The sequence below is a fragment of the Pseudomonas flavocrustae genome, assembly GCF_029872515.1.
Taxonomy (GTDB): Bacteria; Pseudomonadota; Gammaproteobacteria; order Pseudomonadales; family Pseudomonadaceae; genus Chryseomonas; species Chryseomonas aestiva.
This window is the reverse complement of record NZ_JAPDIQ010000007.1, coordinates 57,315-83,485: the sequence shown is the minus strand read 5'-3', so window position 1 is coordinate 83,485 and position 26,171 is coordinate 57,315. Positions and strand designations below refer to the sequence as shown.

At 66.3% G+C, this 26,171-nt stretch carries 18 protein-coding genes and 3 tRNA genes; 11 read left to right on the top strand and 10 right to left on the bottom strand.

The features are described from left to right. Window positions 1-4: 4 nt before the first annotated feature. From OMP44_RS16280 to OMP44_RS16270, 3 genes are all read right to left on the bottom strand, one after another. A complete protein-coding gene (locus OMP44_RS16280) occupies window positions 5-4,351 on the bottom strand; it encodes a PAS domain S-box protein (RefSeq protein ID WP_187980945.1) in 4,347 nt (1,448 codons plus the stop codon). A gap of 38 nt (window positions 4,352-4,389) precedes the next feature. After that, complete coding sequence (gene tfpB, locus OMP44_RS16275) at window positions 4,390-6,171, bottom strand: type IV pilus assembly ATPase TfpB (protein ID WP_017639492.1); 1,782 nt, start codon at window positions 6,169-6,171, stop codon at window positions 4,390-4,392. A 188-nt stretch (window positions 6,172-6,359) separates the two neighbouring features. After that, window positions 6,360-7,709: a CYTH domain-containing protein gene (locus OMP44_RS16270; RefSeq protein WP_273861666.1), complete on the bottom strand. Its 1,350-nt coding sequence runs from the start codon at window positions 7,707-7,709 to the stop codon at window positions 6,360-6,362. A 170-nt stretch (window positions 7,710-7,879) separates the two neighbouring features. Here OMP44_RS16270 and argE point away from each other — a divergent pair, with 170 nt between their 5' ends. After that, window positions 7,880-9,040, top strand: coding sequence for an acetylornithine deacetylase (gene argE / locus OMP44_RS16265; protein WP_273861667.1), 1,161 nt, complete (start codon window positions 7,880-7,882; stop codon window positions 9,038-9,040). Window positions 9,041-9,203: 163 nt separating this feature from the next. Continuing rightward, window positions 9,204-10,502, top strand: coding sequence for an amino-acid N-acetyltransferase (gene argA, locus OMP44_RS16260; RefSeq protein WP_133860543.1), 1,299 nt, complete (start codon window positions 9,204-9,206; stop codon window positions 10,500-10,502). A gap of 623 nt (window positions 10,503-11,125) precedes the next feature. Here the strand turns inward: argA and gshA are convergent. The 3 genes from gshA to OMP44_RS16245 form a co-directional block, all read right to left on the bottom strand. After that, a complete protein-coding gene (gene gshA / locus OMP44_RS16255; RefSeq protein ID WP_263259105.1) occupies window positions 11,126-12,703 on the bottom strand; it encodes a glutamate--cysteine ligase in 1,578 nt (525 codons plus the stop codon). Window positions 12,704-12,913: 210 nt separating this feature from the next. Beyond that, on the bottom strand, window positions 12,914-13,297 hold the full coding sequence (locus tag OMP44_RS16250) for a PaaI family thioesterase (RefSeq protein WP_052504088.1): 384 nt from the start codon (window positions 13,295-13,297) through the stop codon (window positions 12,914-12,916). Window positions 13,298-13,299: 2 nt separating this feature from the next. Further along, window positions 13,300-15,618 (bottom strand): Tex family protein, encoded by a 2,319-nt coding sequence (locus tag OMP44_RS16245; protein ID WP_280309711.1) that lies wholly within the window; start codon window positions 15,616-15,618, stop codon window positions 13,300-13,302. Between the two features lie 175 nt (window positions 15,619-15,793). Between OMP44_RS16245 and ompR the strand changes: the two genes are divergently transcribed. Then, window positions 15,794-16,528 carry an osmolarity response regulator transcription factor OmpR gene (gene ompR / locus OMP44_RS16240; protein ID WP_027598251.1) on the top strand — a complete coding sequence of 245 codons (735 nt, stop codon included), beginning with the start codon at window positions 15,794-15,796 and terminating at the stop codon, window positions 16,526-16,528. 40 nt (window positions 16,529-16,568) lie between these two features. Here the strand turns inward: ompR and uppP are convergent, their stop codons facing one another. Continuing rightward, the gene (uppP, locus tag OMP44_RS16235) at window positions 16,569-17,441 is read right to left on the bottom strand and encodes an undecaprenyl-diphosphatase UppP (protein WP_133860546.1); all 873 of its coding nucleotides are present in this window, start codon (window positions 17,439-17,441) and stop codon (window positions 16,569-16,571) included. Window positions 17,442-17,578: 137 nt separating this feature from the next. Here uppP and OMP44_RS16230 point away from each other — a divergent pair, with 137 nt between their 5' ends. Further along, window positions 17,579-18,898, top strand: coding sequence for an ATP-binding protein (locus OMP44_RS16230; protein ID WP_133860547.1), 1,320 nt, complete (start codon window positions 17,579-17,581; stop codon window positions 18,896-18,898). Window positions 18,899-19,036: 138 nt separating this feature from the next. On the opposite strand, the gene rimK is transcribed toward OMP44_RS16230, so the two are convergent. Genes rimK through rimA form a run of 3 tightly spaced genes read right to left on the bottom strand, consistent with a single transcriptional unit; the run spans window position 19,037 to window position 21,207 of the window. Beyond that, window positions 19,037-19,942, bottom strand: coding sequence for a 30S ribosomal protein S6--L-glutamate ligase (gene rimK, locus OMP44_RS16225; protein WP_280309706.1), 906 nt, complete (start codon window positions 19,940-19,942; stop codon window positions 19,037-19,039). Next, window positions 19,939-20,415 (bottom strand): retropepsin-like aspartic endopeptidase RimB, encoded by a 477-nt coding sequence (rimB, locus tag OMP44_RS16220; protein WP_280309705.1) that lies wholly within the window; start codon window positions 20,413-20,415, stop codon window positions 19,939-19,941. Before rimB ends, rimK begins: the two co-directional genes overlap by 4 nt. A gap of 15 nt (window positions 20,416-20,430) precedes the next feature. Beyond that, window positions 20,431-21,207, bottom strand: a complete 777-nt coding sequence (gene rimA / locus OMP44_RS16215) for a S6 modification regulatory phosphodiesterase RimA (RefSeq protein ID WP_133860548.1) — start codon at window positions 21,205-21,207, stop codon at window positions 20,431-20,433. 88 nt (window positions 21,208-21,295) lie between these two features. Here rimA and OMP44_RS16210 point away from each other — a divergent pair, with 88 nt between their 5' ends. The 7 genes from OMP44_RS16210 (at window position 21,296) to tuf (ending at window position 26,132) form a co-directional block, all read left to right on the top strand. After that, the gene (locus OMP44_RS16210) at window positions 21,296-21,709 is read left to right on the top strand and encodes an RNA-binding S4 domain-containing protein (protein WP_443218242.1); all 414 of its coding nucleotides are present in this window, start codon (window positions 21,296-21,298) and stop codon (window positions 21,707-21,709) included. Window positions 21,710-21,816: 107 nt separating this feature from the next. Continuing rightward, complete coding sequence (gene hslO / locus OMP44_RS16205; RefSeq protein WP_280309699.1) at window positions 21,817-22,710, top strand: Hsp33 family molecular chaperone HslO; 894 nt, start codon at window positions 21,817-21,819, stop codon at window positions 22,708-22,710. Between the two features lie 104 nt (window positions 22,711-22,814). Continuing rightward, entirely contained in the window at window positions 22,815-24,356 is a 1,542-nt protein-coding gene (locus tag OMP44_RS16200; RefSeq protein WP_133860551.1) for a phosphoenolpyruvate carboxykinase, read from the top strand. A gap of 220 nt (window positions 24,357-24,576) precedes the next feature. After that, a tRNA-Tyr gene (locus OMP44_RS16195) sits at window positions 24,577-24,661 on the top strand. 23 nt (window positions 24,662-24,684) lie between these two features. Beyond that, window positions 24,685-24,758 (top strand) — tRNA-Gly (locus OMP44_RS16190). 20 nt (window positions 24,759-24,778) lie between these two features. Continuing rightward, a tRNA-Thr gene (locus tag OMP44_RS16185) sits at window positions 24,779-24,854 on the top strand. Window positions 24,855-24,938: 84 nt separating this feature from the next. Continuing rightward, window positions 24,939-26,132, top strand: a complete 1,194-nt coding sequence (gene tuf / locus OMP44_RS16180) for an elongation factor Tu (RefSeq protein WP_133860552.1) — start codon at window positions 24,939-24,941, stop codon at window positions 26,130-26,132. The last annotated feature ends 39 nt before the right edge of the window (window positions 26,133-26,171 follow it).

Genomic DNA, 26,171 nt, shown 5'->3' with positions numbered 1-26,171 from the left:
CAGCCTAGCGCTGGATCATGCTGTGGATGCGTTCGGCCAGGGCGTCGATGTCGAACGGCTTGATCAGCATGTCCATGTTCTCGCCGAGGAATTCGCCGCGTACCTTGGCGTTCTTGGCATAGCCGGTGATGAACAGCACCTTGAGCTCGGGCCGCCGGCCACGGGCAATCTCGGCGAGCTGGCGACCGTTCATGCCGGGCAGGCCGACATCGCTGATGAGCAGGTCCAGGCGCTGATCGCTCTCGATGATCGGCAGGGCGCCGTCGGCATCGCTGGCCTCCAGGGCGGTGTAGCCCAGTTCGGCGAGCACCTCCAGCACGATCATGCGCACGGCGTATTCGTCTTCCACCACCAGCACGGTCTGGCCGGCCTCGGCACGGGGCGCGACCTTGAGCGTCGGCTGATCGGTGCTGGCCGCCGCCACCTCGGGGTGGCGTGGCAGATAGAGACTGATGGTGGTGCCCTCGCCCTGTTCGGTATCGATGCGCGCGGTGCCGCCGGACTGCTTGACGAAGCCGTAGATCATCGACAGGCCGAGGCCCGTGCCCTGGCCGGCCGGCTTGGTGGTGAAGAAGGGCTCGAAGGCCTTGGCCTTGACCTCCGGTGGCATGCCGGTACCGGTGTCGGCCACGCTCAGCCGGACATAGTCGCCCGGAGTCAGGGATTCGCGCGCGGCCGCCTCGGCGTCCAGGCTGAGGTTGGCGGTGGCGATGCACAGCTCGCCGCCGGCGGGCATGGCGTCGCGACCATTGATGACCAGATTGAGCAGGGCGTTTTCCAGCTGGTGGGTATCGCTGTAGGCGAGCCAGGCGACCGGTGCGAGATCCAGGCGCAGGGCGACGTTTTCGCCCACGGTGCGCACCAGCAGATCCTGCAGCGAAGCGACCAGCTGGTGCACGTCCACCGGCTGCGGATCCAGGGTCTGGCGGCGGGCGAAGGCCAGCAGGCGATGGGTGAGGGCGGCGGCGCGGTCGGCCGAATTGACCGCGGCATTGATGTAGCGGTCCAGGTCCTGGGTGCGGCCGTTGGCGATTCGCAGGCGGATCAGGTCGAGGGCGCCGACGATGCCGGTGAGCATGTTGTTGAAGTCATGGGCGATGCCGCCGGTGAGCTGGCCGATGGCTTCCATCTTCTGCGACTGGCGCAGGGCTTCCTCGGTGCGCTCACGCTCGTAGATTTCGGCGATCAGCCGCGCGTGGCTGCGCCCCAGTTCCTGGGTCCGCTCGGCGATGCGCTGTTCCAGCTGGTCGGTGGTCTGCCGCGCCTCGGTGACGTCCACGCCACAGCCCACCAGACCGTGGAATTCGCCATCGAGCTCCAGGCGCGGGGTGCCTTCCAGGCGCAGCCAGCGCCATTCGCCCTGCGCATTGCGCACCCGCACCTCGGCGCGCAGGGCGCTGTGGGTGGCGACGGCCTGCTTGAAGGCACCTTCGAAGGCCGGACATTCGCTGTCCGGGAGCAGGGCGCTCCAGCCCTGGTCGTGCAGATCGGCGTCGTGCAGATCGAATTCGCTGGCGAAGCGCTGGTTGACGAATTGCAGCTGGCCGTCGGCATCGCAGGCCCAGATCAGCACCGGAGCACTGTCGGCCATGAGGCGGAAGCGGCCCTCGCTCTCGCGCTGGGCGTCCTGGGAGCGCTGCCGGCAGATGGCCGACCAGAGCCGGTCGGTGACGTCGCGCAGGAATTGCACCTCACCTTCCGTCCACAGCCGGGCGCGCTGGTCATGGGCGACGAACAGCGCGCGCAGGCGGCCATCCTCGTAGAGCGGGATGTCGACCAGCGCCGCGATCTCCAGATCGAGCAGGCGCTGGGCATTGGCCTGGGCGCGCGGATCCTGGCTGACATCGTCGATGACCAGGGGCGCTGCGCCGTCTTGGTTGCCCAGGTGGTCGGAGGCGAGCAGCGGATAGGCCAGGGCCTGGTCGAAGCTGCCGTTGGGCGTCCACAGCTGCTGCGGGAAGAAGGCGCCGCTGCTCTCGTCCAGACGGGCATAGCCGACCCGGCGCAGGCCCAGCCGCGTACCGACCAGTTCCAGGGCGGCGGCGACCCCGGCGCTTTCCGGATCGCCTTCGCGCAGGCGATCGCCCAGTTCGATCAGGGCATGCTGGCGGGCCTCGGCTTCGCGGCGCTCCTCGATCTGCCGCCGCAACTGGCGATTGGTCTCGCTGATGCGATCGGCGTCGTGGCGTTCGCGGGTGATGTCGCGCGCGATACCCACCAGTCGCCGGCGCCCACCGGGCTCCAGGCGTTCACGCCCGCGGATGCTCAGCCATACCGGCTCGCCCTGGCGCGAACCTCGTACCCGAAAGGTCAGCCGCAGGTCATAGGCATTGCCACCGCCCTGGATGGCGGCCGTCACATAGGCGCGTACCCGGGGCGCATCGGCCGGATGCAGGGCGTGCAGCAGGGCCGCGCCGCGCATCGTGCAACGACGCTCGCCGGCTCCGACCAGATGGGCGAGGCGGGTATCCCAGCTGATCAGGTCGCGGTCGATGTCATAGTCCCAGACACCGAGGTCGGCGACGTCCATGGCCAGGGCGATGCGCTGCTCGGCCAGGCGCAGAGCGTCGGCCGCGGCGGTGCGTTCGATGACGATGCGGATGCGCTCGGCCACCTCGCGCACCAGGGCCACGTCGCCGATGGTCCAGTGACGCGGCGTATCGGCATAGAGGAACAGCAGACCGACCAGCTGTTCCTCGGCCAGCAGCGGCACCACCAGGCCGGCGCGTACGCCATGGTCCACCAGTTGGGCGCGCATCTCGCCCAGGCGGCTGTCCTGGGCGCTGTCTTCCACGCTGACGATGATGCCGCGGCGCAATTCCTGCACCGCCGAGGTGTGCCAGTGACCCAGGCTGGGCAGGTTGAGACGATGGGTTCGCCCCTGTTCGAGCCAGTCGCTGTCGATGGTCAGGCTGCCGTCGCGACCGACCCGGGCATAGCCGATGCGCTGCACGGCCAGCAGATGGCCGAGGCTGTCGCCCAGCACCGAGGCGACTTCGCCGGTGTGGGTCACGCCATGCAGCAGGTCGCCCAGTTCGAGCAGAAAGCGCTGGCGATCATGGCTGCGGATGCGTTCGCTGAGATCGACGAAGGTGCAGATGGCGCCCTGGACCTCGCCGTCGCGCCAGAGCGGCTGGGCGCGCCATTCCACTGGCAGCAGACTGCCGTCCTCGCGCAGCAGGGCGTCGGCGGACAGGTGCAGGGTGGCGCCTTCGCTGGCGGCGCGCTGCAGCGCCCGGGCGCCATCCTCGCTGCGGGCGGAGCTGAGGCGGGTGTCCAGGCGTTCGCCGAGAATGTCGCGCTCCTCGGGCAGCCCGAGCATCTGCCGGAAGGCGCGGTTGCAGAGGGTGGCGCGCCCTTCGCGATCCAGGGCGCAAAAGCCTTCGTGGGTCGATTCGAGGAGCAGATGGGCAAAGGCCTCGCTCTCCCGCAGCGCCGTTTCCGCCCGCTTGCGGCTGTCGATGTCCTGGGCCACGCCGACCCAGTGCTCGATCTCGCCGCTGGCGTTGGTGAAGGGCATGGTGCGGGTTTCGAACCAGCGGTAGTGGCCCTCGGCGTCGCGCAGCTGCAATTCGAGGCTGCCGGCGACTCTCTGCTCGCGCACCTCGCGCCAGCGCCGCAACAGCTGCGGACGCTGCTGGGGATGGATGGCATCGGTCCAGAGATCGGGATCGGCGACCACGTTGGCCGGACTCAGGCCGCTGTATTCGTACCAGTAGCGATTGGCGTATTCGAAGCTGCCATCGGGCCGCGCGAACCAGATGATCTGCGGATTGACGTCCATCAGGGCGCGGTAGTGGGTTTCGTCGAGGGTGCTGTGCCGCGCCGGCGCCGCCGCCTGCAGCCGGGCCTCGAGCAGGCGCAGCACCTGGCGCGCCAGGCGTTCGAGGCCGGTCAGGCGCGCGGCGCTCAGTTCGCGAGGTTGCCAGTCGAGAACGCAGAGCGTGCCGAGAAAGACGCCTTCGGCCGTCCGCAGCGGGGCCCCGGCATAGAATCTCAGTCCGGCCGGATCCCTTACCAGGGGGTTGTCGATGAAGCGCGGGTCCTGGCTCAGGTCTTCGATCTGCCGCGCTTCCCGGGCAGCGTGCAGGTACTGGCAGAAGGACAGGGCCAGGGGGATTTCCGCTACACCCAGGCCGCGTTCGGCGATGAACAGCTGCTGCTGTTCGCCCAGCAGGTTGACCGCGGCGATGGGGGTTTCGCAGAGGGTAGCGGCCAGCTCCACCAGGTCGTCGAGCGCCGGCTCCGGCTGGCCGTCGAGCAGGCCATAGGCCGCCAGGACCTCCTGGCGACGGCGTCGCTGCTCGGCGTCCTCGGCACCCACGGCAGGGTTCACGACGGTTGTCTGCACGGCTGCTATCCTTGTTCCGCTCGCGGGCTGCTGGGGCCTTAACGTTCGCTCTGGGGCGTGACGCGCAAGACTTCTTCCACGGTGGTGAAGCCGGCGGCGATCTTTTGCGCGCCGGACAGGCGCAGGCTGCGCATGCCTTCCTTGAACGCCTGCCGCCGCAGCGCGGTGATGTCGGTATCCGCCGTCACCAGTTCGCGCAGACTATCGGAGAGGGTGAGGATTTCGTATACCCCGGCACGACCGCGATAGCCGGTGTCGCGACATTCCGGACAACCTACCGGCTGCATGGCGCCGGTCGGCAGCGGCGCGTTCCAGGGCTTGGTCAGCTCCTGCCAGGCGGCCGGGTCCAGCTCGGTGGGCGTCTTGCAGGCCGGGCAGAGGGTGCGCACCAGCCGCTGGGCCATGACGCCCAGCACCGTGGCGCGGATCAGGTAGTAGGGCACGCCCAGTTCGATCAGCCGGCTCACTGAGCTGGGGGCGTCGTTGGTGTGCAGGGTGGAAAGCACCAAGTGCCCGGTCAGCGCCGCCTGGATGGCCATCTCGGCGGTTTCCAGGTCGCGGATCTCGCCGATCATGATGATGTCCGGGTCCTGCCGCATCAGCGCCCTGACGCCGCTGGCGAAGGTCACCTCGATGTTGTGCTGCACCTGCATCTGGTTGAAGGCGTCTTCCACCATCTCGATGGGGTCTTCGATGGTGCAGACATTCACCTCGGGCGTGGCCAGCTGCTTGAGGGTGGTGTACAGCGTGGTGGTCTTGCCCGAACCGGTGGGGCCGGTGACCAGGATGATGCCGTTGGGCTGCCCGGTCATGCCGGCCCAGCGGCGCAGGTCGTCGGCGGAGAAACCGAGCTGGTCGAAGCTCTTGAGCAGCACGTCCGGGTCGAAGATCCGCATCACCAGCTTTTCGCCGAAGGCGGTGGGCATGGTCGACAGGCGCAGTTCGACTTCCTTCTCGCCGGCCATGCGCGTCTTGATCCGGCCGTCCTGGGGCTTGCGCTTCTCGGCGACGTTCATGCGGCCGAGGTTCTTGATCCGGCTGACCACCGCCAGGGTGACCTGGGCGGGGAACTGGTAGACGGTGTGCAGCACCCCGTCGATGCGAAAGCGCACCGCACCCTGTTCGCGGCGCGGCTCGACGTGGATATCGCTGGCGCGCTGCTGGAAGGCGTACTGGAACAGCCAGTCGACGATATTGACGATGTGGGCATCGTTGGCATCCGGCTCGCCATCGGCGGCGCCGAGATTGACCAGCTGCTCGAAGTTGCCGACGCCGCTGGTCTTCTGCTCCACCGCCGAGGCACCGGTGACCGAGCGGGCCAGGCGAAAGAATTCCTGGGTGTAGCGGGTGATGTCCGCGGGGCTGGCCACCACGCGCTTGATCGGCCGCTGCAGCACATGGGTGAGGTTGCTCTCCCAGCTGTGCACGAAGGGCTGGGCGCTGGCCACCGTCACCTCGTCCGGACTCACCGCCACGGCCAGGATCTTGTTGCGCTGGGCGAAGGCGTAGGACATCAGCGGGGTGACCGAGGCCACGTCCACCTTGAGCGGATCGATGCGGTAGAAGGGCTGACCCGAATACTCGGCGAGCCAGCGGGTGAGGCTGTCCAGATCCAGCTTGCGCCCCGGGCGGCTGAGGTCGTCCACGCTTTGCGCCGCGAGGAATTCCAGCGGATGCTGCTGCGGATTGGCCGAGCCACGGCGCAGGAGCAGACACTGCTCGGCGGTCTGCTGATCGATCCGCTGCTGGCTGACCAGCTCGCGCAGGATGTCGCCCAGGTCGAGCCAACGATCAGCGGAAGGGGAAGCTATGGCGGACATCTGGACTCCTTGGAAAGGTGGTCGCACCGGGGTGACACCCGGCGTCTGACCGGGGGCGACCCGCCTGCCGTACCCGCCAGGTTGGTCGCCTCCTCCAGCATAGCGATTTTGTATTAAGGAATCGCTCGCGGCCTTGTGCCATCAGGATGGACGGCCGGATGCGCCAGGCGTTCCCGCCGTCCGGCGGCTCAGGCCAGGGCTTTCCAGGGCGCCAGGCCATAGACCAGGCGCGCCTGTTCGGCGACCCCGGCGAGATCGCCGTGGGCGCTCAGCGGCGCCAGCTTGCCCAGCTCGCCATACAGCCGATCGGCTTCGGGCAGGTCCAGGGCGCCACGCGCCAGGTGCAGCCAGACCTGCATCCGCTCCAGCCGCGGCAGCTGCTGCTGGATCAGCTCGGGTTCGGTGATGGCGCGCAGCAGCGGCAACTCGGCCGCTTCCTGGGCCAGGAAGCGCGGCAGCCATTGGCCGAGGGGCGTCACGCCCTGGCGTTCGCCACGGCCGGTGCGACCCTGGATCCAGGCGCGCTCATGCAGCCAGCGTGCGGCGCGCAGGGAGAACAGGCCCCAGCGCGGCTGTTCCAGTTCGGCGGCGAAGCGCTGCGGTGCCTGGCGGCGGGCCTCCTCGTCGTCCTGGCCGATGGCGGCCAGCGGTCGCCAGTCGGCGAGCAACTCGTCGAGGGCCTGGCGCAGGTCGCGGCTGGTGGCCCGCGGGGCGGCCTGGCCGAGACTGCCGAGCAGAGCGCGCAGGTCGATCAGCTGGTGCACCCAGTCCACCAGTAGGCGCCAGTGGCCGTTCCAGCGATACTGTTCGGCCAGGCGTTGGCTGCCGGCCAGCAGGTGCCAGCCGAGGCGGGCGACGGCCTCGTCCAGCGGCGTCTCGGCGTCCAGTTCCGGCGCGGACAGATAGAGGGTATAGCTCGAGGCATCGTGCAGGCGATAGCCGCGCTCGGCCTTGCTGATGTCGCAGGGCATCAGCGGGAATTCGGCGGCCAGCTGCTCGGCCAGTTCCAGCAGCGCGGCCGGTTCACCCTGGCGCAATTCCAGCTCGACCTCGGCAATGGCTTCGCGCTGCTCGCCGGCGCGCACCTCGCCCTGGTCCAAGGCGACTTCGATGATAGTGCGGGCCTTGCCCCGGCCCCAGGCGATTTCCGCGGCGTCGCGGACGAAGTCGGTGTCGAACACCGGCTGCAGGCGGCGCAGGTCCAGGTCGGCCAGCTCCGCCGGCCAGCAGCTGTCGTCGAACAGCGCGGTGTCCAGGGTGGCATCGGCCAGCGGCCATTCCCATTCGTTGCGCTCGGACAGCCCGGCCAGGCTCTGGCCACGGCTCTTGAGCGTCTGGATGAAGCGCTCGCCATCGCGCCGCACGCGCAGGGCGACCTTGGCATGGGCCAGGTCGCGGGTGTCGGTGTCGTAATAGCAGTTGGAGAGTTCGTGGCGCTGCCAGCCCTCCTTGCAGCGCTTCTTCAACAACGGATGAGCGCGCAGGGCGTCGAGGGTGGCCGCACTGGCGCGCAGCTTGATTTCGGTTTCTTTGGCCATTGGAGGATCCTGGCGCCGGAAGAGAACGGTCCGGCTCCGTGCCGAGCGCGTCATGACGACGGACGGCGAGAACGTGGGCGCTAGTTTAGCCCGTCCCGCCCCCCTGGCGCATGAAGGTTTCATCGCGCAGCGGATGGCGCCATGATGGAGGCGTGACCAGGAGACCCCGCATGACCCTGCCCGCGCTGAAAGCTCTGTTCTCGACCCTCATCGCCGAAAGCTCGGTGAGCTGCACCCAGCCGGCGCTGGACCAGTCCAACGCCGGCGTCATCGCCCGCCTGAGCGACTGGTTCGGCGCCCTGGGCTTCGCCTGCGAGACCCAGGAGGTGACCCCGGGCAAGTTCAACCTGATCGCCACCCTGGGCAGCGGGCCGGGCGGCCTGGTGCTGGCCGGCCATACCGATACCGTGCCCTATGACGCGGCGCTCTGGCAGGCCGATCCCCTGCGTCTGCGCGAAGCCGACGATCGCTGGTACGGCCTGGGCAGTTGCGACATGAAGGGCTTCTTCGCGCTGATCCTCGAAGCGGTGCGCGAACTGGATCCGCGCCAGTTGCGCCAGCCGCTGATCGTGCTCGCCACCTGCGACGAGGAATCCTCCATGGACGGCGCCCGGGTGCTGGCCGACGCCGGCCGCCCGCTGGGCCGCGCCGCGGTGATCGGCGAGCCGACCGGACTGCGGCCGATCCGCCTGCACAAGGGCATCCTCATGGAGCGCATCGACATCCTCGGGCAGAGCGGCCATTCCTCCGATCCGAGTCTGGGCCACAGCGCCCTTGAGGCCATGCAGGCGGTGATGGGCGAGCTGCTCGACCTGCGCGCCCAGTGGCAGCGCGAATACCGCAATCCACTGTTCCTGGTGCCCCAGCCGACCCTCAACCTGGGCTGCATCCATGGCGGCGACAACCCCAATCGCATCTGCGGCCAGTGCGCCCTGGAGTTCGACCTGCGCCCGCTGCCGGGCATGCAGCCCGAAGCCCTGCGCCAGGCCATCCGCGGACGGCTGCTGCCGGTTGCCGAACGCTTCGGGGTGCGGATCGACTACCAGCCGCTGTTTCCCGCCGTGCCGCCCTTCGAGCAGCCGGCCGAGGCCGAGCTGGTGCGCCTGGCCGAGCGCCTGACCGGGCACACCGCCGACGCCGTGGCCTTCGCCACCGAGGCACCCTATCTGCAGGCGATCACCCAGGAGGTGCTGGTCCTCGGTCCCGGCGACATCAGCTGCGCGCACCAGCCCGAGGAACACCTGGCGCTGGCGCGGATCACGCCCACCGTCAGGCTGCTGCAGCAACTGATCGGCCACTACTGCCTGGGCAAGGCCGCGGCTGTCCGATGAACAGATCCGCGCGCCCGGCGTGACTTTTTGTAAACTCCGGACGGTCTACTGACGCTGCCTGCCCATCCGCTCCCTGTCGAGGAACCCCCGTGCTGCGACGACGCTGAACGCCCTGCCTGCCCTCGTTCACCCTCCCGCCTATCCACCAAGGGTCTTCGTCTCGATGCACGATTACGTCAACTGGCTCCGCCACGCCTCGCCCTATATCAACGCCCACCGCGACGCCACCTTCGTCGTCATGCTGCCCGGTGATGGCGTCGCCCACCCCAACTTCGGCAACATCGTCCACGACCTGGTGCTGCTGCACAGCCTGGGCGTGCGCCTGGTGCTGGTGCACGGCTCCCGTCCGCAGATCGAATCGCGCCTGGCCGCCCGCGGCATCGAGCCGCGCTTCTACAACGACCTGCGCATCACCGACGGCCCGACCCTGGAAGCGGTGATCGATGCCGTCGGCAGCCTGCGCAGCGCCATCGAGGCACGCCTGTCCATGGACATGGCCGCCTCGCCCATGCAGGGCTCGCGGCTGCGGGTCGCCAGCGGCAACCTGGTCACCGCGCGCCCGGTCGGAGTACAGGACGGCGTCGACTTCCATCACACCGGCGAAGTCCGCCGCATCGACCGCCGTGGCATCGGCCGGCTGCTCGACGAGCGCACCATCGTGCTGCTCTCGCCCCTGGGTTATTCCCCCACCGGCGAGACCTTCAACCTGGCTTGCGAAGACGTCGCCATGCGCGCCGCCATCGACCTGGGTGCCGACAAGCTGGTGCTCTACGGTGCCGAACCGGGCCTGCTGGACGAACACGGCGCCCTGATCCGCGAGATCGGCCCGCAGCAGATCCCCACCCATCTGGCGCGCCTGGGCAGCTCCTACCAGGCCGAGCTGCTCGACGCCGCCGCCCAGGCCACCCGCGGCGGTGTGCGGCGCTGCCACATCGTCGGCTACGCCGAAGACGGCGCCCTGCTCACCGAACTCTTCACCCGCGCCGGCAGCGGCACCCTGGTGGCCCAGGAACCCTTCGAGACCCTGCGCGAGGCGACCATCGCCGACGTCGGCGGCCTGATGGAGCTGATCCGCCCGCTGGAAGAGCAGGGCATCCTGGTGCGGCGTTCCCGCGAGGTGCTGGAGCGCGAGATCGAGCAATTCAGCATCGTCGAACGCGAAGGCCTGATCATTGCCTGCGCGGCGCTCTATCCCATCGCCGATTCGGCGGCGGGCGAGCTGGCCTGCCTCGCGGTCAACCCCGACTACCGCCACGGCGGCCGCGGCGACGCCCTGCTGGCGCGCATCGAGCAACGCGCCCGCGAGCGTGGCCTCGGCACCCTGTTCGTGCTCACCACCAAGACCGCCCACTGGTTCCGCGAGCGCGGCTTCGAACCGAGCGGCGTGGAACGTCTGCCGGCAGCACGGGCGTCGCTGTACAACTTCCAGCGCAACTCGAAGATCTTCGAGAAGGGCCTGTAAGGGCGCGCTCGTAGGTTGGGCTGAGACGGCTGCATCGTCGAGGCCCAACGCTACCAAGCCGCTCGTCATCGCGGCCATGGGCCGCTCCTACACCTTCTAGGCACACCTGTAGGAGCGGCCCATGGCCGCGATAGCTCCAGTCCGAACCGAAGCCGCTCCAAGGTGTAGCTGGCCCTTCCTGCATCGATACCGGAAGGCGCCCTCATCAACCATCGATTCGTCCGCTGGCGTCTGAAGATGTAGCGTGGAAAACCGCGCAGCGTTTTCCACTGGTGGGCATCGCAGCTATTCGTGGACAAGGCTTCGCCGTTGTCCACGCTACGGGCTACGGGCTACGGGCGGTTCACGGCTCTGCAACCAGAACTTCCAGGCTGGCGAATCGCCGCGAACGCCAGTGCTGTGTAGTGGGTCGAGCCGCAGGGATGCGGCGAGAAGCCTAACGGGCCATGGAAGGCCCGTGTAGGCGACCCCGGAACGGCGCGGCCGCGACTGGCAAAAGTGAGTCGCCCGGGTGGGCGAAACAAGAAACACCAGCAGAGCTCAATGAACAGCTAGGACACCAACAAGCTCTTTGGCACCACAACGTTGGGCTTCGACGATGGAGCCGTCTCAACCCAACCTACCTACACCCCGATCGTCGCCAGGATACTCGCCTGATACGCCGCCACGAAGGTGTCGAAATCCCCCTGGGGCGCCGCCTCGATCTCCGCCTGTTCCTCCAGCGACTGGCGCGCCATCTGTGCATAGCCCTCGCGCTCGCCTTCGTTCAGCGGATGGCTGGCGAAATAGGCCGCATGGGCCTCGCTCTGGCGCAGGCCGAATTCGGCAAAGCTCTCGCCGCGTTCGCGCAACTCCTGCAGCACCCGCGCCGAAGGCGTGAGGCGGACGTCGGCGACCTTCTGCCGCTGTACCGCCACGGCCCGGCGATGGGCATCGCCGCCCAGGCTGGCGTCCAGGGTCTCGGCGCAGCGTTCGATCTGGTCGAGCATCTCCGCCGCCCAGTCGATCATGGTCACCGAGGCGCCATGGCGCTGCAGACGCAGACCGGGCTTGCGGCCTTCACGCACCACGCTGGCGAAGTTGTCGGTGCATTCGCGACACTCGCCGTTGAGTGGCGGGCTGCCTTCCAGGGCGCAATAGAGCAGGAAGGCGTCGAGGAACAGCGCGGTGGTGGTATCGATGCCCAGCGGCAGGAAGGGATCGATGTCCAGGCAGCGCACCTCGATGTACTGCACGCCACGGGCCATCAGCGCCTGCACCGGCCGCTCGCCGCTGCGGGTGACGCGCTTCGGGCGGATGGTGGCGTAATACTCGTTCTCGATCTGCAGGATGTTGGTGTTGAGCTGCACCCACTCGCCGTTCTGGTGGGTACCGATCTCCGCGTAGGGCGGGTAGGGCGTGCCCACCGCGCGTCTCAGACTCTCGGTGTAGGTGGTCAGGTCGTTGTAGTCCGGCGTCAGGCTGGCCTGGGCGTTGCTCTGGTAGCCCAGGTCGCTCATGCGCAGGCTGGTGGCATGGGGCAGGTACAGGGTCCGCTCGTCGAGGGTCTGCAACAGATGCGGCCGGCCACGCAGGAAGCCCGCGTCCAGCGCTGGCGAGGCGCCGAACAGGTACATCAGCAGCCAGCTGTAGCGGCGGAAATTGCGGATCAGGGCGATGTAGCGAGCCGACTGGTAGTCGCGGGCATCGCGGGCGTCACCCTCCTGCTGGCGCAGCAGTTCCCAGGCCGCTTCCGGCAGCGAGAAGTTGTAGTGGATGCCGGCGATGCACTGCATGGTACGGCTGTAGCGCAGGGCCAGGCCGCGGCGATAGACGTGCTTGAGCCGGCCGATGTTGGAGCTGCCATAGTCGGCGATGGGGATCTCGTCCTCGGCCGGCAGCGCGCAGGGCATGGAACCGCTCCAGAGGCGCTCGCCATCGAGTTCGGCGACCGCGGCTCGGTGCACCCGATCCAGCGCGTCCAGCACCTCGGGTGTGCGGGTGCCGGTGGGGGTAATGAATTCCAGCAGCGCCTCGGAATAGTCCGTGGTGATCTGCGGGTGGGTCAGGGCCGAGCCCAGCGCCTGGGGATGGGGACGTCGGGACAGGTCGCCACGGGCGTCCACCCGCAGGGTCTCGCGCTCGATGCCGTGCAGGCATTCGGTCAGGAGGGAGGGATCAGCGCCGAGCAGGGCCAGGCGGCGGGACAGGATATCGCTCAAGTTGACTTCCTTTGGCGGTACTCGCCCCGGGCAGGGTAGAAGAAACCGACTGAAATGAGGGTTGCCGGCCAGGGCCGACGCGGGGGCAGCAGTCACTGCTGCGGTCCGGGTTCAAGCCTCAGACCGCAACCCGCTCAGTTGTCTCCCAGCGTAGCTCAGGCAGCGGCAAAGGGCGATATGCGCCGCTTCGCTGCTGCCCGCTCTGGCCGGTCACAGACAGGCAAAGGTCGCCTGGGCCAGGGCGATCAGCTTGTCGCCCTGATGCACCTGGGCTTCCAGCACATGGGTCTTGCGGCCCGGGTGGATCACCCGGGCGCGGCAGACCAGCTCGCCGTCGCTGACGCCACGCACGTAGTTGACCTTGCACTCCAGGGTCACGCTGCCGGCCTGGCCGTCGAACAGACTGTGACTGGCCTGGCCCAGGGCCGTGTCGATCAGCGAGAAGATGGCACCGCCGTGGAGCTTGCCGTGCAGGTTGATGAGCCTGTCCTGCACGCTCATGCGCACCTCGGACTCGCCACCCTCCGCCTTGTGGATGGTCATGCCCAGCAGGGTGCTGAAGGCGCTGTCCTTGCCTGCGAGAGATCCGCTCATAGCTATTTCCTCAGTTGCTTGGCATTGGCGAACAGCGACGCCATGGCCTGGTTGGCCGGAGCCGGTTGATTCTGACGCGGTGCGCCCTTGTCGGCGCGGGGCTTGCCACCGTTGCCGCGGGCCTGACCGCCGGGCTTGCCGTCGACCTTCTCGCCGGGAGTGTCGCCCATGCGCATGGACAGGCCCACGCGATTGCGCGGCACGTCCACCTCCATCACCTTGACCTTGACGATGTCGCCCGCCTTGACCACCTCATAGGGGTCCTTGACGAATTTCTCCGACAGCGCACTGATGTGCACCAGGCCGTCCTGGTGCACGCCGATGTCGACGAAGGCGCCAAAGTTGGTGACGTTGGTGATGACGCCCTCCAGCACCATGCCGGGCTTGAGGTCGGAGAGTTTCTCCACGCCGTCCTGGAACACCGCGGTCTTGAATTCCGGGCGCGGGTCGCGACCGGGCTTGTCCAGTTCCTGGAGGATGTCGGTCACCGTCGGCAGGCCGAAGCTCTCGTCGGTGAATTTCTTCGGATCCAGGCGCTTGAGAAAGGCCGAGTCGCCGATCAGCGAGCGGATGTCACGGCCGGTGTCGGCCGCGATGCGCTGCACCAGCGGATAGGTCTCCGGGTGCACCGCCGAGGCATCCAGCGGATTGGCGCCGCTCATGACGCGCAGGAAGCCGGCGGCCTGCTCGAAGGTCTTCTCGCCCAGGCGCGGCACCTTCTTCAGCGCCTCGCGGGTGGCGAAGGCACCATTGGCGTCGCGGAACTGCACGATGTTCTGCGCCAGGGTCGCGTTGAGACCGGAGATCCGCGCCAGCAGGGCGGCGGAGGCGGTATTCACGTCCACGCCCACGGCGTTCACGCAGTCTTCCACCACGGCATCCAGGCTGCGCGCCAGCTTGAGCTGGGAAACATCGTGCTGGTACTGGCCGACGCCGATGGACTTGGGCTCGATCTTCACCAGCTCGGCCAGCGGATCCTGCAGGCGGCGGGCAATGGACACGGCGCCACGCAGGGAGACGTCCAGGTCGGGGAATTCCCGGGCGGCGAGTTCCGATGCCGAGTACACCGAGGCACCGGCTTCGCTGACCATCACCTTGGTCAGGCCCAGGCCCGGGTACTTGCTGATCAGCTCGCCGGCCAGCTTGTCGCTCTCGCGGCTGGCGGTGCCGTTGCCGATGGCGATCAGGTCCACGCCATGCTTGGTGCAGAGCACGCCGAGGGTGGCCAGGGTCTGGTCCCACTGATTGCGCGGCGCATGGGGATAGACCGTGTCGGTGGCCAGCAGCTTGCCGGTGGCATCCACCACGGCGACCTTGCAGCCGGTGCGCAGACCCGGGTCCAGTGCCAGGGTGGTGCGCGGGCCGGCCGGCGCGGCGAGCAGCAGATCGTGCAGGTTGCGGGCGAAGACCGCGATAGCCTCTTCCTCGGCCTTTTCGCGCAACTCGCCGAGCAGATCGGTTTCCAGGGAGGTATAGAGCTTGACCTTCCAGGTCCAGCGCACCACCTCGGCCAGCCATTTGTCCGCGGCGCGGCCCTGGTTCTTCAGGCCGAAGTGCGCGGCGATCAGCCCTTCGCAGGGATGGGCGATGCCCGGGCCTTCTTCGCCGAGTTTGAGCGCGGCGCTGAGGATGCCTTCGTTGCGACCCCGGAAGATCGCCAGGGCGCGATGCGACGGCACCGCCTTGAAGGACTCGTCATGCTCGAAGTAGTCGCTGAACTTGGCGCCTTCGGTCTCCTTGCCCGGCACCAGGCGCGCGCTGAGGATGGCGTCCTGTTGCAGGACGCCGCGCAGTCGCGCCAGCAGGTTGGCGTCCTCGGCGAAGCGTTCCATGAGGATGTACTTGGCGCCTTCCAGGGCAGCCTTGCTGTCCGCCACGCCCTTGTCCGCATCGACGTAGGCGGCCGCCTCGGTCTCCGGGGTCAGCGTCGGATCCTGCAGCAGGGCGTCGGCCAGCGGGCCCAGGCCGGCTTCCAGAGCGATCTGGCCCTTGGTGCGGCGCTTCTGCTTGTAGGGCAGGTAGAGGTCTTCCAGGCGCGTCTTGGTGTCGGCCAGATTGATCTCGCGGGCCAGTTCGGGAGTCAGCTTGCCCTGCTCCTCGATGGAGGCCAGCACCGCGCCGCGGCGGTCTTCCAGCTCGCGCAGATAGCGCAGCCGCTCTTCGAGATGACGCAGCTGGGTGTCGTCCAGGCTGCCGGTGACTTCCTTGCGATAACGGGCGATGAAGGGCACGGTCGACCCTTCGTCGAGCAGGGCCACGGCGGCGGCGACCTGTTGCGGGCGGGCGCCGAGCTCTTCGGCGATGCGGCTATTGATATCCATCGGGCTACCTGGCTTGCACGAGAAAAAGCGGGCCGCAGTATACCCGAGCCCGCCGGAGCCCTGCCTCCCGTGCCGGCACCGCCGCCCCAGCGTGGGCAAAATCTGCTAACAATGGCCCAATGCCGCGGTCGGATGGCCTACGGCATAATCCAGTGCTAGATCACAAGGAGATATTATGAGCACCCCCGTTGCCCCGGAAGGTGAAAAGATTCTGGTCGTCGACGACGACGCCCGGCTGCGCCGCCTCTTGGAGCGTTTTCTGGCCGAACAGGGTTATCGCGTACGCACGGTCGAAAGTGCCGAACAGATGGACCGCCTGCTGGCCCGCGAGGTCTTCAACCTGGTCGTGCTGGACCTGATGATGCCTGGCGAAGACGGCCTGTCCGCCTGCGGTCGACTGCGCGAGAGCGGCAACCGCATCCCCATCATCATGCTGACCGCCAAGGGCGACGAAGGCAGCCGCATCCAGGGTCTCGACCAGGGCGCCGACGATTACCTGGCCAAACCCTTCAACCCGCTGGAGCTGGTAGCCCGGATCAAGGCCGTGCTGCGCCGTCAGGCCCCGGTGGTACCCGGCGCTCCTGCCGGTACCGACGAGGTGGTGACCTTTGGCGACTACGCCCTGCACCTGGCCACCCGCGAACTCAAGCGCGGCGAAGAGACCCACATGCTCACCACCGGCGAATTCGCCGTGCTCAAGGCACTGGTCGACCACGCCCGCGAGCCGCTGACCCGCGACAAGCTGATGAATCTGGCCCGCGGTCGCGAATGGGATGCCTTGGAGCGCTCCATCGACGTGCAGATCTCGCGCCTGCGCCGGATGATCGAACCCGATCCGTCCAAGCCGCGCTATATCCAGACCGTCTGGGGCGTGGGCTACGTCTTCGTGCCGGACGGCGCCGGCAAGTAAGGCGGGTAGCCGGGGCATCGCGCCCCGGCTAGGGGGTGGCTCAGGCGAACAGGCCTTGATGCACGCCGACCAGCAGGAAGATCCCCAGCAGCGCGCGATAGATGATGAAGGGCCAGGTCGAGAAGCGCTCCAGGAAGCGCATGAGCCCCCAGATCGCCGCAAAGGCCGACAGGCTCGCCACCAGCAATCCCACCAGCAGCAGCGACCAGGCCTCGGCCGGGATGTGCGCGTGCCAGAGCACCACCAGCTCCTTGAGTCCGGCCAGGGCGATGGCCGGCAGGCCGAGCAGGAAGGAGAAGCGCGCGGCTTCCTCGCGACGCAGATTGAGGAACATGGCGGCGGTCAGGGTCGAGCCCGAGCGGGACACGCCCGGAATCAGCGCGCCGACCTGGGCGATCCCCACGATCAGCGCATCGCGCAGGCGCATCTGCGAGATGTCTCTGTTGTGCCGACAGATGCGCTCCGCCAGGGCCAGCAGGGCGGCCATGGCCAGGCAGGCATAGCCGATGACGCTGAGGCCCCGCAGCGGCGAGCCGCAGGCATTGAGCAGGGGCGCCAGCAGCAGGCCGGCGATGCAGATGGGAATGGTCGCCAGCACGATCATCACCGCCAGCAGGAAGTCCGGGCTGTCGAAGTTGCGCTGGCGCACGGCGGCCAGGCTGCCGCGGGTCACGCCGCTGACATCGCGCCAGAAATAGCTGATCACCGCTGCCAGGGCCGCCATCTGCATGGCGGCGGAAAAGGCCGAGCCGGGATCGTGCCAGCCGAGCAGGGCAGGGACCACCCGCATGTGCGCCGTGGACGAAATGGGAAGCAGCTCGGTGATACCCTGCACCACGCCGAGAAAGGCGATCTGCGCGTAGCTGAGCGAAGCGAAGCCGATGTCCAGGCCGGTCTGGCAGATGTCGGACACGAGAGAACTCCAGGTCGAAGGGAAGAAATGGACGAGCAAATGTATCCGAATGTGTCTGTCTCGGGTGGCCTATCTGGACCCCGCAACCCCGGAGGTTGTGATGGCTTTCGCGCCGTTTTGCGCGGAAAGTCCGGGCAATGAAGGCGCCCGGCTGGTTTCCCCAGAGTTTCTTCGCCCGCTCGCTGTGGATGGTCCTGCTCGCGGTGCTGTTTTCCAAGGCGCTGACCCTGGTCTATCTGCTGCTCAATGAGGACGTTCTGGTCGATCGTCAGTACAGCCACGGCGCGGCCCTGACCCTCCGTGCCTACTGGGCCACCCCGGAAACCGAGCGGCCGCGCATCGCCCAGGCCGCCGGCCTGCGCTACGAATCACCCGAGACCGTGCCGGCCGGGGAATACCACTGGCCCTACAGCGAGATCTTCGAGCGCCAGATGAAGCAGGAACTGGGCGAGGAGACCGAGGTGCGGGTGCGGGTCCAGCATGGTCCGGCCATGTGGGTCCTGGCGCCCTCCCTGGGGCCGGACTGGATCAAGATCCCGCTCATGGCCCATCCCTTGCGCGGGCAGCACATCTGGAGCGTGCTGGGCTGGTTTTTCGCCATCGGCCTGCTGTCCACCGGCGCCGCCTGGGTCTTCGTCCGGCAGCTCAACCAACCGCTGCGCCGCCTGGTGAACGCGGCGCGCGAGCTGGGCAAGGGCCGCAGCGTGCGCTTGCCGGAAACCGATGCACCCAGCGAGATTCAGGACGTCTACCACGCCTTCAACCAGATGGCCGAGGACGTCGAGCAGGCCGGCCGCGAGCGCGAGCTGATGTTGGCCGGGGTCTCCCATGACCTGCGCACGCCCCTGACCCGGCTGCGCCTGGCGGTGGAGCTGATGCCACCGGCCGAGCGCGAAGAGGCCGAGGACATGATCCGCGACATCGAGGACATGAACGCCATCCTCGACCAGTTCCTCGCCTTCGTCCGCGATGGCCGCGACGAACCGCAAGAGCTCACCAATATCAACGAGCTGGCCCGCCAGGTGGTGGCGCCCTACAACCAGGAGGAGGAGCGGGTACGGCTGATGCTGGACGTGCTGCCACCCTTGCCGGTGCGGCGCATCTCCTTCAAGCGGCTGCTGACCAACCTGGTGGAAAACGCCCTGCGCCACGGCGGCGGTGGCGGTATCGAGGTGGTCGGGCAGGTGGCGGGCTCCGCCACGGCGCCCTATGTCGCCCTGAGCGTGATGGATCGCGGTCCCGGCATAGATCCCAAGGACCTGCAGGACATCTTCAATCCCTTCACCCGCGGCAATCGTGCCCGCACCGTCAGCGGTTCCGGGCTGGGCCTGGCGATCGTCAAGCGCATCGCCGCGCAGCACGGCGGCAGCGCCGAACTGCGCAATCGCGAAGGTGGTGGGGTGGAAGCCCGGGTACTGTTGCCCCTGGGCCTGCTGCTCCCGCGCAGCGCCAGCTGATACCGGATCCTGCTGCTGTGGCCTGTAGGAGCGGCCCATGGCCGCGATAGCGGCATCCGCCTGACGTGCGGCCCATCGACCGAGGGGTAGGTTGGGCTAAGCGCTAGCGAAGCCCAACAGCTCCTCAAGACAGAAGCCTCAGCCCTTGCCCTTGGTCCGCGTCAGCCCCGGCTCGGCGTTCTTTTCCAGGTACTCGATGATGATCCCGGCCACGTCCTTGCCGGTGGTCTGCTCGATGCCTTCCAGGCCGGGCGAGGAATTGACCTCCATCACCAGCGGGCCGTGATTGGATCTGAGAATATCCACCCCGGCCACGCTCAGACCCATGGCCCGGGCCGCGCGCAGGGCGGTCATGCGTTCCTCGGGGGTGATCTTGATCAGGCTGGCGGTGCCGCCGCGATGCAGATTCGAACGAAATTCCCCCGGCGCCGCCTGGCGCTTCATCGCGGCGATCACCTTGTCGCCGACCACGAAGCAGCGGATGTCCGCGCCACCCGCCTCGCGGATGTATTCCTGCACCATGATGTTCTGCTTGAGCCCCATGAAGGCCTCGATCACCGATTCGGCCGCCTTCTCGGTCTCGCACAGCACCACCCCGATACCCTGGGTGCCTTCCAGCACCTTGATCACCAGAGGGGCGCCGTTGACCATCTGGATCAGGTCCGGCACGTCGTCCGGCGAGTGGGCGAAACCGGTCACCGGCAGGCCGATGCCCTTGCGCGCGAGCAGCTGCAGGGAACGCAGCTTGTCGCGCGAACGGCTGATGGCCACGCTCTCGTTGAGCGGAAAGACACCCTGCATCTCGAATTGGCGCAGCACCGCGCAGCCATAGAAGGTCACCGAGGCACCGATGCGCGGGATGACCGCATCGAAGCCTTCCAGGGGTTTGCCGCGGTAATGGATCTGCGGCTTGTGGCTGGCGATGTTCATGTACGCGCGCAGGGTGTCGACCACGACCACCTCATGGCCGCGGCTGACGCCGGCTTCGACCAGGCGCCGGGTGGAATACAGATTGGGATTACGCGAGAGGACGGCGATTTTCATGGGGCACCGGAAGCCGGAGTAAGGGACAACTGGGGTTTGTCTTGCGCATAGGAGACGGCCGGATTCACCAGCAGGCCACCATCGATCAAAGCCTTGGACCCGAGCAGCATGCGATAGCGCATGCTCTTGCGGCAGGCCAGGGTGAATTCCACCGGCCACTGGCACTCGCCCAGGGCCAGCAGGGTACGGATGACATAACGCGTCTGAGCGATGCCATTGGAACTGCGAATGGTCTTCTTCGCCACCAGAGGGGCTTCGCAATGGCGATGACGGGACTGAACCAGCGTCCCCAGGTGCACGGTGAATCTCACCCAGCGTTCCTTGCCGCGCATGAACGGCTGGACTTCCGTTGCATGCAGCGCCGAGGTACTGGCGCCGGTATCGATCTTGGCTCTCAGGCCCACCACGCCCAGATCGGGCAGGGCCACCCATTCACTCAGGCCGATAATGACCGGTTCGGTGGAATTGCTCATCGCTGCTCCTTGAAATCAGTGGCCTCCGCCTAAATGTTGCGGATCAATGAGCTGTTTGAAGGCTGGTTTGGCGAACAGATACCCCTGCATCAGCTCGATGCCGAGGTCACGCAGGCAATCGCGTTCGGCCACGGTCTCCACCCCTTCGGCGATCACCTGGGTACCCAGTTCGCGGCACATGACGATCAGGTTGCGCACGATGGTTCGCCGCACCTGATCCCGGTCGATGTGGCGGATGAGCGCCATGTCGAGCTTGACCAGGTCCGGCTGGAATTCGGCCAGCAGCGTCAGGCCGGAATGACCGGCGCCGAAGTCGTCGATGGCAGTCTTGAAGCCGAATTGCTGATACTCGCGCAGGATGTGCGTCAGATGGTCACTCGCGACGTGTTCGGTTTCCACTGTCTCGAAGATCAGCCGTTCCAGCGGAAAGCCATGCTCGCGCGCGGCAGCCAGCGTACTGCGAATGCACAGTTCCGGGCGGTAGACGGCGTTGGGCAGGAAGTTGATCGACAGACTCTCCTGCATGCCCAGGGCTGCTGCGGTGGCGATGGCCTTGGTGCGGCAAAGCTGGTCGAAGCGATAGCGGTTGCTGTCGGTCACCTGATTGAGCACCGACAGCGCGCCTTCGCCGCCTGGTCCGCGCACCAGTGCTTCCCGGGCGAAGACCGCGCCTTGGCCCAGATCCACGATGGGCTGATAGGCGAAGTCGAAGTCGAAGCCCAGGGGTTCCGACTGCTGGCATCCCGTGCAGCGGGTCTGGCCAGTCAGATCGGAAGGAAAGAATGTGGTCATGGCTCTCCAGAGGCGCGCTTGCAGCGTCGGTCCGATGGTTTAGAGTTCTTGAGAAGAGTCTAAGACCCAACAGGGGGCTTTTTATTCGATGTATGCAGTAGATCACACTGAAGAACGGATGCGCCTCGATAAATGGCTATGGGCTGCGCGTTTTTTCAAGACCCGCGCGCTGGCCAAGGCGGCCCTGGAAGGCGGCAAGATCCAGTGCCGTGGCGAGCGCTGCAAGCCGAGCAAGGAGCCGCGCATTGGTGACGTTCTCACCATCCGTCAGGGCTATGACGAAAAGACGGTGGTGATCGTCGCCCTGTCGCAGAACCGCCGGGGTGCGCCCGAAGCTCAGCAGCTCTACACCGAGACGCCGGAAAGCCTCAAGGCGCGCGAACAGGCCGCGGCCGCCCGCAAGGCCGGCAACCTCGGCGTGCAGACCGATGGCCGTCCCACCAAGAAGCAGCGGCGCCAGATCCACCAGTTCCGCGAGTACGTCCATCCGTTCGACGACTGAGTTCGTCGCGGCTCGCCGGAGCCTCTCAATGGCCAGGTCCGCTCGCCGGTTCTGGCCTGCGCCGTGAACGCCACGCTTCGCGGCCTCCTTCCTTATATAGGTAGTTCATGACTTCCCACGATTTCACCCAACGTTTCCTGTTTGACGAAACCGATGTCCGCGGCGAACTGGCCACCCTGGATCGCAGCTATGTCGAGGTCCTCGCCAAGCATGCCTATCCGGAGCCCGTGGCCCAGCTACTGGGGGAGCTGCTCGCGGCGGCCGCGCTGCTGTGTGGAACCCTCAAGTTCGAAGGGCTGCTGGTGCTACAGGCGCGCTCCAGCGGTCCCATCCCGCTACTCATGGTCGAGTGCTCCAGTGAGCGCGAGGTGCGCGGCATCGCACGCTACGAAGAGGCCGAGATCACCACGTCCGCCTCCTTGAGCGAGCTCATGCCCGATGGCGTTCTGGCCCTGACCATCGACCCGCGCCATGGTCAGCGCTACCAGGGTATCGTCCCGCTGGAGGGCGCGAATCTGGCTGAGTGCCTGTCCAGCTATTTCGCCACCTCCGAGCAGCTGCCCACCCGTTTCTGGCTGAACGCCGATGGCCGCCGCGCCCGCGGCCTGCTGCTCCAGCAATTGCCGCCGTCGCGGATCAAGGATGCCCAGGCCCGCCAGGACAGCTGGGAGCATGTGGTCACCCTGGCCGATACCCTCACGGCCGAAGAGCTGCTGGGTCTCGACAACGAAGTGATCCTGCACCGCCTGTTCCACGAGGAAAAGGTACGCCTGTTCGACGAGCAGCCGGTGGCCTTCAGCTGCAGCTGTTCCCGTGACCGCGCGGCCAATGCCCTGATCAGCATGGGTCAGCCGGACGTCGAGAGCTTGCTCGACGAACAGGACGGACAAATTCGGGTCGATTGTCAGTTTTGCAATGAACAGCAGGTATTCGACGCTGCCGATATCGCGCAGATTTTTGCGGGCGGCGGCACGCAAACCCCGGGAAATACCCGGCACTAGCCGTTGCAAAAGCCCGAAGGCTTTCTGGCATAATCCCGCAACGTGTAGTTCTGCCGTGTAAGAGCTACAAGCATGAGGAACGGCCCAGGGCCATGGGGAACGAAATGACGAAAGCCAACGTGTATACCGATATCAGCGTCGCGCAGTTAGTGGAAGAGTCCCTGCGACGTGGCGAAGGAGAGCTGGCCGCCAATGGCTCGCTGGTCGTCAAGACGGGGCATCGCACGGGGCGTTCGCCGGTAGATCGCTTTATCGTCGAGGAAGCTTCCACGCGCGATGCCATCCACTGGGGGCCGATCAACCGTGCCTTTCCGGAGGAGAAGTTCGCACCGCTGTGGGAGCGCGTGAGCGCCTACCTGGACGAGCGTGATCAATTCGTCTCCCATGTTCATGTAGGCGCTGATGTAGAGCACTACCTGCCCGTCGTCATGCGTACCGAGACCGCCTGGCACAACCTGTTCGGCCGCTGCCTGTTCATCAATCCGGCCGAATACAATCCCCAGTCCAAGCCGGCCTGGGAGATCATCAACGCGCCCGAGTTCGTCTGTGAGCCCGCGCGTGACGGCACCAATTCCGACGGTACCGTCATCATCAACTTCGCGGCGCGCAAGGTGCTGATCGCCGGTATGCGCTACGCCGGCGAGATGAAGAAGGCCATGTTCTCGGTGCAGAACTTCCTGCTGCCGGAAAAGGACGTGCTGCCGATGCACTGCGCGGCCAACGTAGGCGAGGAGGGTGATGTCACCCTGTTCTTCGGTCTGTCCGGTACCGGCAAGACCACCCTGTCTGCCGACCAGAGCCGCTACCTTATCGGTGACGACGAGCACGGCTGGGGTGTGGGCACCGTCTTCAACATGGAAGGTGGTTGCTACGCCAAGTGCATCGACCTGTCCGAGAAGAACGAGCCGGTCATCTGGAAGGCCATCCAGTTCGGCGCCGTTCTGGAAAACGTGGTTCTGGATCCCCAGACCCGTCACCCTGACTATGCCAACGACAGCCTGACCCAGAACAGCCGGGCGGCCTATCCGCGCGAACTGATCGACAAGCGCGCCGAGCACAACCTGGGTGGCGAGCCCAACGCGGTCATCTTCCTGACCTGCGACCTCACCGGTGTCCTGCCCCCGGTATCCATCCTTAATAATGAGCAGGCGGCCTACCACTTCCTGTCCGGCTACACCGCCCTGGTCGGCTCGACCGAGATGGGTTCCGGTCCTGGCATCAAGTCGACCTTCTCCACCTGCTTCGGCGCACCCTTCTTCCCGCGTCCGGCGGCTGAATACGCCGATCTGCTGATCAAGCGCATCCAGGGCTTTGGCTCCAAGGTGTACCTGGTCAACACCGGTTGGACCGGTGGCGGTTACGGCGTCGGCAAGCGCTTCAACATCCCGACTACCCGTGCGGTCATCGCAGCTATTCAGAGCGGTGCCCTCATCGGTACCGAGACGCGCCACGTCCCGGTCATCAACCTCGACGTCCCGGTTGCCGTTCCCGGCGTGGACAGCGTCCTGCTCAATCCTCGCGACACCTGGCAGGATGGTGCTGCCTATGACGCGGCGGCGCGCGAGCTGGCTGGCAAGTTCGTCGAGAACTTCAAGAAGTTCTCCGGCGTATCCGAAGGCATCCTGGCCGCCGGTCCCCAGCTGTAAGCAGGGCTGGTTGTCTGCAAACAAAGGCCGCCGCTAGGGCGGCCTTTGTTTTTTAAGCTTTTTTTACGTCTTGGGGTTGCATGGTCCGCTGCGATTGCATAAACTGCGCCCGCTTTCGCTGATAACGCTAGCGAGCGATGCGAAAGCATTGATTGTTAAGGAGATTTTAAAAAGATCCTTGACAAGAGGAGGGCAGATGAAGAAAATGCCGCCTCACTTTGGAGGGGTTCCCGAGTGGCCAAAGGGATCAGACTGTAAATCTGACGTCGCAGACTTCGAAGGTTCGAATCCTTCCCCCTCCACCAGATTGTTAGAGCGCTTAGGCTCTGCGGGTATAGTTCAGTGGTAGAACCTCAGCCTTCCAAGCTGATGATGCGGGTTCGATTCCCGCTACCCGCTCCAGTTTGACTGGCAAATGTTTTGCTCATGTAGCTCAGTTGGTAGAGCACACCCTTGGTAAGGGTGAGGTCAGCGGTTCAAATCCGCTCATGAGCTCCATCTTAAAAAGGCAGATATGCAAATATCTGCCTTTGTTTTAATGGCGGCATTGCTTTGCTCAATTCGTGAAGGGAGAGAGTGTCGATGGCTAAAGAAAAGTTTGAACGTAACAAGCCGCACCTGAACGTGGGCACCATCGGTCACGTCGACCATGGCAAGACCACTCTGACCGCTGCGCTGACCAAAGTCTGTGCCGACACCTGGGGCGGTTCCGCTCGTGGTTTCGACCAGATCGACAACGCGCCGGAAGAAAAGGCTCGTGGTATCACCATCAACACCTCCCACGTTGAGTACGACTCGGCGATCCGTCACTACGCGCACGTCGACTGCCCCGGCCACGCCGACTACGTGAAGAACATGATCACCGGTGCTGCCCAGATGGACGGCGCGATCCTGGTTTGCTCGGCTGCTGACGGCCCCATGCCGCAGACCCGCGAGCACATCCTGCTGTCCCGTCAGGTAGGCGTTCCCTACATCGTCGTGTTCCTGAACAAGGCCGACATGGTTGACGACGCCGAGCTGCTGGAACTGGTCGAGATGGAAGTTCGCGATCTGCTGAACACCTACGACTTCCCGGGCGACGACACCCCGATCGTGATCGGCTCCGCGCTGATGGCGCTGAACGGCAACGACGACAACGAAATGGGTACCTCTGCCGTGCGCAAGCTGGTCGAGACCCTGGACTCGTACATCCCCGAGCCCGAGCGTGCCATCGACAAGCCGTTCCTGATGCCGATCGAAGACGTGTTCTCGATCTCCGGTCGCGGCACCGTGGTAACCGGTCGTGTCGAGCGTGGCATCGTCCGCATCCAGGAAGAAGTCGAGATCGTGGGCATCAAGGCCACCGTCAAGACCACCTGCACCGGCGTTGAAATGTTCCGCAAGCTGCTGGACGAAGGCCGTGCTGGCGAGAACGTCGGCGTGCTGCTGCGTGGCACCAAGCGTGAAGACGTGGAGCGTGGCCAGGTTCTGGCCAAGCCGAACACCATCAAGCCGCACACCAAGTTCGAGTGCGAAGTGTACGTGCTGTCCAAGGAAGAAGGCGGTCGTCACACCCCGTTCTTCAAGGGCTACCGTCCGCAGTTCTACTTCCGCACCACCGATGTGACCGGTAACTGCGAGCTGCCGGAAGGCGTCGAGATGGTGATGCCGGGCGACAACATCAAGATGGTTGTCACCCTGATCGCTCCGATCGCGATGGAAGACGGTCTGCGTTTCGCCATCCGTGAAGGCGGTCGTACCGTCGGCGCCGGCGTGGTTGCCAAGATCATCGAGTAATCGATTGATCTTGGTCTGTCAGGTCGGCATAATGGTCGG

Excerpts from the sequence above, each read along its gene's own strand:
- tfpB (WP_017639492.1), bottom strand. The coding sequence starts at position 6,171 with ATGTCCGCCATAGCTTCCCCTTCCGCTGATCGTTGGCTCGACCTGGGC.
- OMP44_RS16270 (WP_273861666.1), bottom strand. The coding sequence starts at position 7,709 with ATGGCCAAAGAAACCGAAATCAAGCTGCGCGCCAGTGCGGCCACCCTC.
- argE (WP_273861667.1), top strand. The coding sequence starts at position 7,880 with ATGACCCTGCCCGCGCTGAAAGCTCTGTTCTCGACCCTCATCGCCGAA.
- argA (WP_133860543.1), top strand. The coding sequence starts at position 9,204 with ATGCACGATTACGTCAACTGGCTCCGCCACGCCTCGCCCTATATCAAC.
- OMP44_RS16250 (WP_052504088.1), bottom strand. The coding sequence starts at position 13,297 with ATGAGCGGATCTCTCGCAGGCAAGGACAGCGCCTTCAGCACCCTGCTG.
- OMP44_RS16245 (WP_280309711.1), bottom strand. The coding sequence starts at position 15,618 with ATGGATATCAATAGCCGCATCGCCGAAGAGCTCGGCGCCCGCCCGCAA.
- ompR (WP_027598251.1), top strand. The coding sequence starts at position 15,794 with ATGAGCACCCCCGTTGCCCCGGAAGGTGAAAAGATTCTGGTCGTCGAC.
- OMP44_RS16230 (WP_133860547.1), top strand. The coding sequence starts at position 17,579 with ATGAAGGCGCCCGGCTGGTTTCCCCAGAGTTTCTTCGCCCGCTCGCTG.
- rimK (WP_280309706.1), bottom strand. The coding sequence starts at position 19,942 with ATGAAAATCGCCGTCCTCTCGCGTAATCCCAATCTGTATTCCACCCGG.
- rimB (WP_280309705.1), bottom strand. The coding sequence starts at position 20,415 with ATGAGCAATTCCACCGAACCGGTCATTATCGGCCTGAGTGAATGGGTG.
- rimA (WP_133860548.1), bottom strand. The coding sequence starts at position 21,207 with ATGACCACATTCTTTCCTTCCGATCTGACTGGCCAGACCCGCTGCACG.
- OMP44_RS16210 (WP_443218242.1), top strand. The coding sequence starts at position 21,296 with ATGTATGCAGTAGATCACACTGAAGAACGGATGCGCCTCGATAAATGG.
- hslO (WP_280309699.1), top strand. The coding sequence starts at position 21,817 with ATGACTTCCCACGATTTCACCCAACGTTTCCTGTTTGACGAAACCGAT.
- OMP44_RS16200 (WP_133860551.1), top strand. The coding sequence starts at position 22,815 with ATGACGAAAGCCAACGTGTATACCGATATCAGCGTCGCGCAGTTAGTG.
- tuf (WP_133860552.1), top strand. The coding sequence starts at position 24,939 with ATGGCTAAAGAAAAGTTTGAACGTAACAAGCCGCACCTGAACGTGGGC.